At 42.7% G+C, this 13021-nt stretch carries 12 protein-coding genes; all 12 read right to left on the reverse strand.

Annotated features, from left to right (window positions below; all coding sequences use genetic code 11):
- Positions 1-7: 7 nt before the first annotated feature.
- Positions 8-964 (reverse strand): formylglycine-generating enzyme family protein, encoded by a 957-nt coding sequence (locus AC58QM_RS08235; protein ID WP_497282948.1) that lies wholly within the window; start codon positions 962-964, stop codon positions 8-10.
- A 42-nt stretch (positions 965-1006) separates the two neighbouring features.
- The gene (locus AC58QM_RS08240) at positions 1007-1543 is read right to left on the reverse strand and encodes a chromate transporter (RefSeq protein ID WP_497282949.1); all 537 of its coding nucleotides are present in this window, start codon (positions 1541-1543) and stop codon (positions 1007-1009) included.
- A 17-nt stretch (positions 1544-1560) separates the two neighbouring features.
- A complete protein-coding gene (locus tag AC58QM_RS08245) occupies positions 1561-2208 on the reverse strand; it encodes a chromate transporter (RefSeq protein WP_497282951.1) in 648 nt (215 codons plus the stop codon).
- A gap of 330 nt (positions 2209-2538) precedes the next feature.
- On the reverse strand, positions 2539-3405 hold the full coding sequence (locus AC58QM_RS08250; protein ID WP_497282953.1) for a carbohydrate ABC transporter permease: 867 nt from the start codon (positions 3403-3405) through the stop codon (positions 2539-2541).
- A gap of 16 nt (positions 3406-3421) precedes the next feature.
- A complete protein-coding gene (locus tag AC58QM_RS08255; RefSeq protein ID WP_497282955.1) occupies positions 3422-4303 on the reverse strand; it encodes a carbohydrate ABC transporter permease in 882 nt (293 codons plus the stop codon).
- An 82-nt stretch (positions 4304-4385) separates the two neighbouring features.
- Positions 4386-5699 carry an ABC transporter substrate-binding protein gene (locus tag AC58QM_RS08260; RefSeq protein WP_497282956.1) on the reverse strand — a complete coding sequence of 438 codons (1314 nt, stop codon included), beginning with the start codon at positions 5697-5699 and terminating at the stop codon, positions 4386-4388.
- 30 nt (positions 5700-5729) lie between these two features.
- Positions 5730-6533 (reverse strand): TIM barrel protein, encoded by an 804-nt coding sequence (locus tag AC58QM_RS08265; protein ID WP_497282958.1) that lies wholly within the window; start codon positions 6531-6533, stop codon positions 5730-5732.
- A 25-nt stretch (positions 6534-6558) separates the two neighbouring features.
- Positions 6559-7416, reverse strand: coding sequence for a helix-turn-helix domain-containing protein (locus AC58QM_RS08270; RefSeq protein ID WP_497282959.1), 858 nt, complete (start codon positions 7414-7416; stop codon positions 6559-6561).
- An 18-nt stretch (positions 7417-7434) separates the two neighbouring features.
- Positions 7435-8502 carry a zinc-dependent alcohol dehydrogenase gene (locus tag AC58QM_RS08275; protein WP_497282961.1) on the reverse strand — a complete coding sequence of 356 codons (1068 nt, stop codon included), beginning with the start codon at positions 8500-8502 and terminating at the stop codon, positions 7435-7437.
- A gap of 155 nt (positions 8503-8657) precedes the next feature.
- Positions 8658-9812, reverse strand: coding sequence for a Gfo/Idh/MocA family protein (locus AC58QM_RS08280; protein ID WP_497282963.1), 1155 nt, complete (start codon positions 9810-9812; stop codon positions 8658-8660).
- The gene (locus AC58QM_RS08285) at positions 9812-10522 is read right to left on the reverse strand and encodes a ThuA domain-containing protein (protein WP_497282965.1); all 711 of its coding nucleotides are present in this window, start codon (positions 10520-10522) and stop codon (positions 9812-9814) included. The genes AC58QM_RS08280 and AC58QM_RS08285 overlap by 1 nt, the downstream gene beginning before the upstream one ends.
- Positions 10523-10789: 267 nt before the next feature.
- Positions 10790-13018 carry a glycoside hydrolase family 88/105 protein gene (locus AC58QM_RS08290; protein ID WP_497282967.1) on the reverse strand — a complete coding sequence of 743 codons (2229 nt, stop codon included), beginning with the start codon at positions 13016-13018 and terminating at the stop codon, positions 10790-10792.
- Between the last annotated feature and the right edge of the window lie 3 nt (positions 13019-13021).

The raw sequence follows: 13021 nt of genomic DNA on the forward strand, positions 1-13021 counted from the left end.
TCCATAATTATTCAACATCCGCAGCACATCGGAAACCGATGTTGCCTGTTGAGCTGTCTGGCGTATTCTTACTGCGTGCTGCGACGCGATACCGATTGCAATACGAACGGTGGCACAAATATGAGCCGCCTCTCAGCACGCGGGTATCACCCGCTGGGGGGCCAATGGGGTTGTCCTTTTTGCCCTTCACATGGTAGTTCGGGCTGAACCAATCCGAGCACCACTCCCACACGTTCCCCGCCACGTTGTACAAGCCAAATGCGTTCGGCTCAAAAGCTTTGACAGGCGCGGTGCCTGCATAGCCATCGCTTTGGTTATTTTTGTCAGGGAACTTCCCTTGCCAAATGTTACACATATGTCGTCCGCCAGGCTTAAGCTCGTCCCCCCATGGATAGCGCTTCTGGTTTAGTCCGCCGCGAGCGGCAAATTCCCATTCAGCTTCCGTAGGTAGACGTTTGCCAGCCCATTGGCAATACGCCATCGCATCTGTCCATGATACATGAATGACGGGATGATCCCACCGCTCCTCGACATGCGAATCTGGGCCTTCTGGGTGCAGCCAATCTGCTCCCTCAACAACCCACCACCAAGGGGTTTGCTGTACTTTATTCTGTACGCGTGCAGCCGTTGCTTCAGACACGAACAAGTGAAAAACGAAGGACCAGCCGAAAGCCTCCGCTTCCGTTTTGTACTTAGTTTCATCCACAAAACGTTTGAACTCCGCATTCGTTACCGCACAGGGATCTATGTAAAAAGGTTTTAGAGTAATCTCACGCACTGGCCCCTCGCCATCCGCAGGAAATCCTTCGCGGTCGTCCGTTCCCATGAGAAATTTCCCACCAGGGATGAGCACCATACCCTCTTTAGCTCGCGGCTCAACTGAAATGAATACATCGGATGGAGCAGCCGGCTGCTCAGATGCCGGACGGCTTGCTGAACAGCAGCTTGGTTTATTCGTTTCCATATCTGACGTCCTCTCCCCTGGGTTCTGTCATGTTGCTTGCTATTAACTAAATATAGCAATTCCGACCAACGCCGACAATACAATCGTAGCGAGTGGATGCCATTTGTATTTATGAACAACAAGAAACACACCAGCGGCAATCAAAACGGTGAATAACACTTGCCACGTGAAAATAGATGCCATCCGATCCGGAAAGCCAAAGTGAATTGCTGCGTAGACGATTAATCCCGTTACAATCGGTCTCAAACCATAGAAAGTCGTGTGTACCGCTTTGCTTTGAACTATTTTATAAAAGAAAGAAGATATGATAAGAATAATGACGAACGACGGCAAGACCATCCCTATCGTGGAAAAAATAGCTCCCAGAATGCCATCTGCTTTATAACCAATCAGGGTTGCGGTATTCGTTGCAATTGGCCCAGGAGACATCCCAGCCACGGCAACACTTTGAGCAAAATGCTCACTTGTCATCCATCCATGCTGTTCAACTTCATGTTGAATGATAGGAATCATGGCATAGCCGCCGCCGAAAGACATGAACCCTATTTTCAAAAAAGTCACAAAAAGATCCCACAACATCTACATACCCACCTTTCTTAGATACCATCCGCAATATAGTAATCGTAGTAGGTGTAGCCATTATAGGACGTTTGTTGTGGCTCTTTGCCTTTTTCCAAACTAATTTGGATTCCGAAAGTTTCTTTCACTTTGACAAATACATATCCGATAAATAAACCTACGAGAATCATAAAAAGCGGATTGATTGGAAGCAGCAACAGAATTGCTACCGTTCCAACTGCGGTTATTAAGGTCGTTTTATCAAAAATAGCCGAACGAGCCATATTGTATGCCGCCAACACGATGAGGCCAATAATGGCACCATGGATGCCTTTGAAAGCAGCGATGACTTTCGGTTCGGATTGCATGAACATTAAGAAAATACTTAGTATTAACGCAATCAAGAATGTGGGTAAAGCAATGCCGATGACGGCTGCTGCTGCACCTGGAATCCCTGCCAGGCGATAGCCGATAAATGCGGACGCATTTACGCCGATCCCGCCAGGAGCTGAACCTGCAATGGCGACGATATTGGAGATCTCGTCTTCCTTGATCCAGGCTCGCTTGCCTACCACTTCCCTCTCAATGACGGGAATCATTGCATATCCCCCGCCAAATGTAGAAGGTCCGATTTTGAGAAATGTCCAGAATATCTCCAAACAAAGATGTAATTGATGTTTCTGCATATGGATTCCCCCTGTAGCCCATTTGTATGGTCTCTCAATTATACTCCACTTAACTTCAAATTGGAATAAACATTTTCAGCATTAATCCATTCAGGAAAATAAATCTCCGTAATTCATCTAAAATTAATACCTTTAATCCGATAGATTCACTTAGTTTAAATCAATATGATATTAAGTAATGTGAAACTATGAATTTACGAAAGACATTAACGAAATCATAGTTTATTTTCCATACATGATAAAAAGCCATGAGATGGAAACCATCCCTTGGCTTTTTATCATGTATTTGTTATGTGCTTTCTCAATTTTCATTGTCGTTAAAAGCCATACTTAGCCCTTCATTGAACCTGATGTAATTCCTTCAATAAATTTCCTTTGAAAAATAATATAAATTACGATAATAGGTACGATTGCAATGGATACGCCAGCTGCAATCAGAGACTGATTGGAGGTGTATTCACCGAAAAAATACATCATTCCGAGCGGCAACGTACGATAAGCATCATCATATACGAATAGCAGTGGAAGTAAGAAGTCATTCCACGACCACATAAATTCAAATACTAATAAAGAAGTAATTGCTGGGATCGTCAACGGCAGCATAATATGCACAAAAGCTTTGAAATCATTACAACCGTCAATCTTCGATGCATCCATCAACTCATCTGGTAAATCTTTAAAAAATGTGCGCATCATAAAAATAGCAAACGGCATAGCCAAACCTAGACTCGGCAATATTAACGCCCAATAGGTATTTATTAAATTCAAACTTTGCATGGTGTAATACAGTGGAATGACCATCGCTTGAATCGGTACCATCATCCCAAATAAAAAGATGAAGAACAAAACATCTCTACCTGGGAATTTCAGCTTACCAAAGCCAAAGCCTGCTAACGATGCTAATAGAATGATAAAAAACACGCGAGGAATGGCTACAAACACACTATTCATCAGATACTTACCCATTTTCCCAACTGTCCATGCTTCGGAAAAGTTACTGAAGGTCAAGTACTTAGGAAATGCAAATAGATTTGCATTTAATTCACTTACAGGTTTAAGTGCTGCTAGAAGAATCCATACGATTGGCATTATCGAAATGAATGTGAATGCAAGTAAAATCAGATAAACACTAGCTTGTTTGATATACGTTGACGTGCTTTGTGGAGCCGTCAGTTGAATTCCGATTGTATCTTTCATCAATAACGCCTCCCTGTTAATCATTTCTTTCAGCAAAGCGCATATATCCGATTGAGCAAGTAGCAATAATGAGAGCTAAAGTTATCGAGATGGCTGCTCCATAGCCTACTTCATTGGAGCGAAAAGCGCTATCAAACATATACGTAGAGATGACCTCGGAGGAATGATATGGACCACCTTTTGTCATCATATAAATAATATCAAACACTTTGAAGGAGCCAATTAAAGAATTCAAAACTAATAATGTAATGGTACTTTTCAATAAAGGAATCGTCACACGGGCAAACGTTTGCAAAATGGATGCTCCTTCTATCTTGGCAACTTCATAGTAGCTTTTATCAATTCCCTGCATAGCAGCCATAAAGATGACCATACAAAATCCATAATACGTCCAGCTTCCAGCAGTAGCTAATGCCGGCATAACGGTATGTTCATTCCCCAACCAATCTAGCGCCAATCCACTTAAACCTATTTTCTCTAAAGTCGTATTGATAATTCCAAAGCCGGGATGATAAATCCAGTTCCATACGATACCAACCGCAACTAACGAAATGATCGTTGGCATAAAATACGTAACTCTGAAAATCATAGCCCCCCGAATTCCCTTGGAGAGAACCAATAAGGCAAGAAGTAATCCAATACATATAGGAACTGTCACCGAACAAGCAATCCAGAACAAATTGTTCCCCAGCGCTTTCCAAAAAATAGGATCATGCAGCAAACGTACATAATTGTCGAATCCAATAAAATTCATGGTAGGGCTGGCCCCATCCCAATCAAACATACTGTATTGAGCAGTTTGCAGAATAGGGACAACTAGAAAAATAATATAAAAAATCAAAGCGGGCAGAATAAAAAACAGTGCTTTAAATGGTTTAATTTTGATGAGGATACTCATATGTTCACCTCCTATGCCTTTGCTTATTGGATCTGCATAAGGATAGGGCTGACAGCCCTATCTTTATGCCTTTCAGTTTATCTTAGTTGTTGCCTTTCGCCTTTTCTTCCGCATACACTTTTTGCTTATTCTTAACAACCTCTGCGCCAGTTTTCTTCCCTGCAATCAATTCCTGCAAGTCATTCATCGTCACGTCATTAACCTTCTGCGGCATTAAGACATCTAGACTGTAGGAAAGACCTGCAGGTGCTGCAGACAAGTTAACCACTTCTTTAAAGAGGGAATTCGCATTAATTGTATTTACATCAATTGTCATTGGAGGGATAATACTTGCCTCGTACCAAATTTTTGCCGTTTCATTGGAGTACATATAATCTAGGAATTTGACAGTTTCATCCGCACGAGGTGTACTGGAAGAGATAGCAAACGTGCCGCCAATTCCACCAGGTGCCATTAGTGGCAAGCCAGGTTTAACGGATGGGAGTACGAAGAAACCAACATCATCTTTTAGGTTTTCAACCATGCCGCTGACCATCCAAGTACCTGTCATACGCATAGCCGCTTTACCTGTAAAAAATTCTTTATTGCCATCATCGTAGGAAATCGCGAGAGGGCTTTTTGTCGTATACCCGTCAGTGATCAGTTTTTTAAATGTATCTAATGATTCCGCAAAAATCGGTTGATCAAAGCTTTTTTGACCATTCAGAACCGCATCCATTTCTGTTTTACCTGCAACAGCTGTATAGAATATGCTTTCCAAGTGGAACGCTGGCCATTGGTCTTTATCATCCAAAGAAATGCCAACAATACCTTTATCTTTAGCAGCCTTACAAATGGCCAAGAATTCCTCATATGTTTTTGGAACATTTACGCCCAAATCCTTAAAAATTTTCTTGTTGTAGTAAACACCAAGCATTTCAACTTGCGTACCAACGCCGTATACCTTTTTATTGAACGTGTTACGTTCTTGAATCCAGGCAGGGAAACGTTTATTCCATCCCAGACTTTCTGATTTAGCTGTCAAATCCATGAGTAAATTAGCATTTGCCAGAACACCTAGGTAACCTGGGCCTGCATCATAGGCAAACAAATCTGGTCCATCTTTGCTTAATAGCGCCGGCTTAATTAATTTACGTTGATCGTCTGCTTTCATGGAAGATCTTTTAATCTTAATATTGGCATTTTGTTTTTCGAAATTAGCAATAATCGTGTCCATAGCTTTCGACTGGGTTTGATCCGTATAATTATCCCAAAAGTTAACCGTTACCACTTCACCTTTTTTCACATTCTCAGTAGTTGTATTGGCTGACTTACCAGGAGCTTTCGTTGAACAAGCTGTTAATACCAAACCACTAATTAGCATAACCGGAACTACTGAGCGAATTAAATTTTTCATTCCTATCTCCCCTGTCATTCTGATTTTGGATTAACCTTGTAAACAGCTACGTAAAAAGTGCAATGTTTCTTGCAACAGCTCCTTCTTTTCATCACCAATTCTGCATTCCATAGATAAATAACCTTGATAATTAAGTCTTTGTAAGGTTTGAAACGGCGTCCGAAAATCAGTATGCGCTTTCCCAGGAAGCTGTCTATTGCTATCTGCTAGATGAAAGTAGCCCAAGTTACTGAATTCACTTTCGATGGTACGTGAGATGTCAGCCTCTTCGATATTCATGTGGAAGAAATCACCCAAAACCTTCAGATGTCGGCTCTCAATCTCTCTAATCAAAGAAGCAGCTTGTGAAACTGTATGCAGCATATGATCTTCATAACGGTTCAAAGGTTCAATAAATAAGGTTACTTTCAGCTTATCAGCATGCTCAGCTATTCGCTTAAGCGAATCTACTAATGCGTTGTGATCTCCTTGTACATCCCGTGGCAACACTTGATGTGGTAAAGATTTGGAGAACATCCCATACGCTGCTGGCGCAATAATCCCTTGTGCACCTAATTGGGCTGCAAGCTTCAAAGATAGTTGGACATCCGCAACGGCTTCTAGTCTTTTGGTTTCGTCGAAATGACCAATCCAATGGCGATAACCACCGCAGATGGCCGTAAGTGGTATGCCAGTTCCATCAATTGCTGCTTGCAGTTCTGCAGCTAATCGCTCCTGTAATGGCTGTTGAAAAAGGTTTAATTCTACGCCGTCATACCCGACCTCTTTGGCCATTTGGAACACTTTTTTGTAATCCGATAGACCTGTTAACTTATCTTGAATGGCAAATTTCATCGTGTACTCTCCTGTAAATTGAGATTTAATTCTTCGTAAAATACCCGTCAATTTTCTTTTTATTGAGTTCACGATAATGGGATGGCGATGTACCTACATAGGTTTTAAACAATCTTGTGAAGTTAGGAATGCCATTAAACCCTAGTGATAACGCAATTTCTGTAATTGAAAGCTGACTTGTTTTTAGCAACGTCTTGGCTTTATCAATTTTCATTTCACGCTGCACCTGTATCGGCGATCTGCCGTACAATTCCTTAAATCGATTACTAACGTACGTAGGGTGCATATTCAATTCTTTGGCAAATTGAGATAATGAGAAATCCTGTTCAGGATGTTGGATGATTTTCGCTAATATTTCCATGAAACTTCGCGATTGAATGTTGGTGCCTGTATGCTGATCTATATGGATAGCACTTTCAAGTACTAAGTAAATTAACTCAAGGGCTTTAGCCTTACGCAAAATCGTTCTTGGTAAAAATCCCGTTTGTTGTTTGAGCTCATTGTATTGTAGGAAAACCCTCTCAAATTCTTCTTTATCCTTTAATTTAAAGGTATAGGGGATTTGAAACAGCTTGAGTACATCTATGACTCCACCAATTTCAAAGGTAAAATGCGACCATAAAAAGATCGACTCCTCCGTGTTCTCTTTGTAATGATCATGCGCGACATTAGGCGGAATTAGAATGACCGTTCCTGGTTCTATCGAAAATAATTCCTCTCCAATTCGAAGTTTAGCATAACCCTTCTTATGGTAAGACATGACATAACAAGGTCGGATACGGTTGTAGGTTTTCATTTCACGCCGGTTATGAATATCAAACTCAATAATATTGAGCACCGCATTCTTTAATATAAGATCTAAATCCATAGCACCATCTGACACGCTATCCCCCCTTATGGTTCATTCAGTCAACGTAAATGCGACACCCAATTTAATGCTTTCTTCCGGTTTACGATCTACATAATGCTCATAACCATCAGCGGCTTCCTCAAAAGGAATGACTGGATCAACAATCTCTTCGCAGTTCACCTGATTGGTTGCTAACAAACGCCAACATACCTCTTGAATTCTTTTCCAGCTCCAGCGTGGATAGTCCGGATTTGGCTCGCTGCAAGCACGAGAAAATACGATCTTCGCATTGTTAAAGTGCGCTTCCATCCCTAGATTTAATCCACCTTTAAATGGTCTTGCCCAGCCAACAAAAGCGATTGTTCCTCCATAAGCTAACCCTCTCAAACAAGCTTGTAAAGCATGTTCGTTCGCACTTGTCTCGATGATGACATCAACACCTAGCTTGTCAGTTGCTTTTTTTAATTCAAGCCCCACATCCTGTGACATCGGATCGAATGCCTCATCTGCCCCTGCTCGGAGTGCAGCTTCTCTTCTCTTCTGAATGGGGTCGATGACAGCCACGTAGCTGGCACCTGCTAACTTAGCCAATTGAGCCGCGATTGCTCCAATCGCGCCAAGCCCTGAAATCGCTACGCGATCTCCCAACTTAACTTGCCCATCCCGAATTCCACCTAAGGCAAATTGAGCAGGATCGAAGCATACAGCATTTTTCCATAACATATCTTCTGGCATTTTCATTAATCGTTTAGGGTTCTTTGTATTCACAACATGAGATTCGCGAATGCCACCATAGCCGCAAAGTCTTTCACCAATCTCATATCCTTGTACGTCAGGTCCGATTTCCGTAATACGAGCCACCCATTGATTACCAATATTCCAATTTCCAAAGGGACTGCCTACAGCATCGTTTGGATTTGGCGGCATAAATGCATGCCATTCTTGATCATAAATAGCTTCCTTCTGATTCCGTTCTCCGCGAAAGTCTGCTATCTCTGATCCATGCTTTGGAGACGCGTACTCCACTTTCACTCTAACTTCTCCTGCCATCAGGGGAGCTTCCTCATAACTTACTAATTCTGCTTTGCGTGGTGCCGTTGCGACAAGTTGTTGTGGCATGTTAAATCCTCCGATTTATTCTATAGGAATGCTTAATGTATTAAAATCAGTTATCATTAAAATGTTTCACGGTTAACCGCTTACATGTTAATTATAAAGGGAAATATCTTTTTATTCATGGCACTAATAAATTGATATTTATCACTAATACAGGTTTAATTAATAATTACCCATCGCTGTGTTTGGTGACTTTCTAGAATAGCATCCACAACTTTCATCACCTGATGTCCATCCTTAAAGTCCGCAAACGATCTTACTTCGGTTAATTCATTCGCTTCCTTGTTCCGAACCGAAGTGTAGAAATCTATTAACATATTTTTTAATGCATCCGGCCAGCCTTCGAGATGCCCGCCAGGGTAATGCGACAATGCTGCAGCAGAATCAGAAAGCAATAGCGGGTCCGACAACAACTCTTGATTCGCTCGGTCACGATGACCGATCCATAGAGAATTTGGCTTTTCTTGATTCCAAGCTAGTGATCCTTTGTCCGCTGCAATTTCAAAAAACAGCTTATTCTTGCGACCAGCGCTTACTTGTGAAATCGTAAATACGCCTTGAATGCCATCTTCAAAGTGGACTAGTACACTTCCGTAATCTTCTGTTTCCATGGGAATTTCCTCGTACACAGGTTCCGATACTATCGCACCTGTATACGCTTTTTCAATTGATTTTAGCCTTATTGGATGAACAACCTTCAAATCAGCAAACACTTTGACGATTTTTTTACCCAACACATATTGGACGGTATCACACCAGTGAGAACCAATATCCGCTATAGCGCGTGAAGCACCATTATATTTCGGTTCTAAACGCCAATTGTAATCTGTCTGGTTTAATAGCCAATCCTGTAAGAAACCTCCGTACACAAGGTTTACTTTGCCATAAGCCGACATACGAAGTTGATGTTTGATTTCGGCAATCAATGGATAATGGCGATAATTAAAGGCTACGCCATGTACTCCCTTATGAGCTTCTGCCAACTGTGCTAGCTCTTTCGTCTGTTCACTGCTCATCCCTAAAGGTTTTTCAGATAATATATGCTTGCCTGCCAATAAGACCTCGCGATTAATCGAGCCATGCATATAGTTTGGTGTGCAATTATGAATAGCCATAACTTCGCTATCTTGAATAAGTTCACTTTCATTGCCATATGCTTTGGGAATCCCATATTCGGAGGCGATTTCTTGTGCTTTCTCCAAACAACTACCTGCAACAGCAATCACATGTAAATAAGGAATACGCCGGATCGCCTCTATATGTGCTTGCGCTGAGAAACCTGTACCTATGATTCCGATATGAATAACCTTCATTACAGCTTCTCCAGTGGTTCCGTTTTACCAAATTGCAATTGGGGACCTTCGATTGGAGCTGCCCAATGAGCGGCATTCCGGATGACCTTCATAATTTGCGGATTATGGTAGGTTGGGTACGTTTCATGCCCGGGTCGGAAATAAAATATTTTTCCTTTACCGCGTGAATACGTACATCCACTTCTAAACACTTCCCCACCAGCAAACCAACTTAGGAAGAGTAGACTCTCTGGTTCTGGGATATCAAAAAATTCCCCATACATTTCCTCTTTCTCGAGCTCAATATATTCACCAATGCCTGCGACGATCGGATGACTGGGATCCACTACCCACAATCGTTCCTTTTCTCCAACCTGACGCCATTTCAAATCACAAGAGGTACCCATTAATTTTTTGAAAATTTTTGAAAAGTGGCCAGAGTGAAGGACGATCATTCCCATACCTTCTTGTACGCGGTGATATACCTTTTGAACAACCTCGTCATGTACTTCCTCATGGGCTTTGTGTCCCCACCAAATTAACACATCTGTCTCACGAAGAACTTTATCCGTAAGCCCATGCTCAACTTCATCTAGTGTGGCTGTCTGTACATTCACCCCTTCTTGTTGCAAACCCTTCGCAATCGCATGATGAATCCCTTCAGGGTAAATTGCAGCTACAGCATCGTTCAATTTTTCATGTCGAAATTCATTCCAAACGGTGATATTCACTGAAGCTCCTCCTTTTGAGTTGCTTTATTTTTGACATGTTTCATATTCACATAAAATAATAAAGCCCTTACAAACATTGTAAACGAAGCAATTACGCCTTTTATATGGCTCAAATAAATAGGTATTTACCAGTTCTACAGGTAAAATAAAATCTACAATTAGACTGTAGAAGATTTGTTGGAGACAGCAAAAAGCCAAGGGATGGTTGCCCATCTCTTGGCTTCACTGTTGGCTATTCACGCTAATCGTTTCATACGTACATAAGGATCAATTGGCCGCCTCAACAGACACAGCGGTCAGCCAGCGTTTCAATTTCACAACCTCGGAACCTGCTAGCATCATGATGCCAACCCCGTGATTGTCATTTTTGACGGTGAGCAGATCCTTTTTATAATAATCTGCGGTGAAGGCATAACGCGAACCGCTGCATACGCCATGCACATTTCCTTGAGCATCAATGGCCTTTCGTGTCAGCCCGCTCCACGCCTTCAAAGCCGCCTCGATGTAGCGCTGCGGTTCCTGAAGCCAGCCAAAACGGACACCTCGCGCAAACGCATAAGCAAACATAGCTGTACAAGAAGCTTCTTCGTACGCATCCGAATCGTTCAACACTTGATGCCAAAGACCGCTCTCTGCTTGCAGATCTGCGTATCCTCCGCAGAGGTCATTGAAGAAACCAATGAGCGCTGGCCGATCTTTATGCGCAGCAGGCAATGCTTCCAACACCTCTGTTAACGAAAAGAGTGTCCAACCATTGCCACGTCCCCAAGGAATTCCGGTCGGCATGCCATATTTAAAATCAAAAACGTGCGACATCATTCTCTCTTCCGGCATATACAAATACTTGCGGAACAGCAGAAATTGCTTCGCCGCTTCATCAAGCGCTTCTTCTTTGCCCGTGATCCGCGCATAGCGGCACAAGAACGGCGTGCTCATATAGAGATCATCGGCCCACATCGTATTTTCCGAATATTCATCCGCACAAGTCCGATAAAAGGCGCCGTCTTCCTTGCGTTCTAAGCGGTGAAGGATGAAATCTGCGATACGATCCGCAATGTTCATGAAGCCTTGATCTTGCTGCTCCTGATAAGCCTCTAACATCGCAGAACCGAAGGAACCGCAGTTATCCAGCATTTTCATCATAACCAATTGTTGATTGATAGCTGGAAAGCCATATTGCTCACGATCCCAAAGTGAATACGTAAACAGATCGGTACAGCTTTGCACATGCTCCAGCGCATAGCTGGTTATATCAGAGCGATCTAGTAAACGCCCTGTTTGGAGTAATCCATAAATCGTAACCCCAAGCGGATAATCCCAACGTGCATAATTCGTTACGTTGCCAACTGTCCACTTGTTGCTCAGCATCGCATTCTCATAATAAGGGCGAATCCAAGTGTCAGGTTGGTCCAGACGCCAATAAGTCATCTCCCCAGCATGGATATCCACTTTGTAAAGTCGATCAGTTCGAACTAGTTCCTCGTAGGGAATGGAGACTTCCGCATCGAGTGGACCCATATACAACCAAGGACCTCTAGCGCCATGCACCTGTGTTGGCGAGCTGCATGCGACACTCGTCTGCAAGGTATAGCCCCACGCATTCTCGTTACTAACACTACGTATGACTAAATCATGAAACCCATAAGGAAGCGGCACCTCTACTTGAAAGCTGTTAGCTTCTGCAAGCTCTAGGACTTGCTTGCCGTCCACCCACACAGTTAATGGACTTGCCGTATGACCTTGTATTCTGCAAGATTCTTCACCACCGCGAACATTGTGCAGCTTCGTCCAGGCATAAGCCTGCTTACCTGGCTGGATGCCAAATAATCGCTCGCAGGCCGGTTTCGTAGCCTCAATCTCGTTCCACGCTAAGGTTGGCAGCCAACACAAGCCGTTATTTGTCTCCGAAGACATGGCATCAGGTAACGAACGCCCCTCGAAAATATCGTGATCGACAGGCTCCGAAAATACCCAACCAGCCTGTCCCTGACGTTCCGTAAATGGTGCTAGCACATTCAGAATGCGTACCTTGGCTTCATCGGAACCGAATCGACAGCCGAATCCAGCAGCTGTATGCTTCGCTTTGATAAAGAGACGATTCCATCCTTTCACGAAGTCTAGATTTAACTTCACAGTGGCATCCGGCTTAATCTCATCAATGACATTGGAACGATATGTTAATTCATCATTGAAGTATAACTGAATCGGTCCCAAGCATTGAAGCAAAACGTCCAAATTACGATCGCCATCACTCCAAACTAACGCATAAGCATAAGAAAATTGACCAGGCTTTGCTTCAGGAAATCTGCGAGCCAAATCGAGATCAAACATCCCTTTTTCATTTTGCATAATACCTGCACGGCTAAACGCTCGAAAAGCGAAAGGAACAGGTGGATTCGCACCAATGTAGCGATCAGCAAGGACTTTCAACGTTCGTGTATCGTCATTTCCCAAACGGGTTTGGATACTCTCTTGTTCATGAAAATAGATCGTCATAAC

Source organism: Paenibacillus sp. J22P165, from assembly GCF_059692015.1.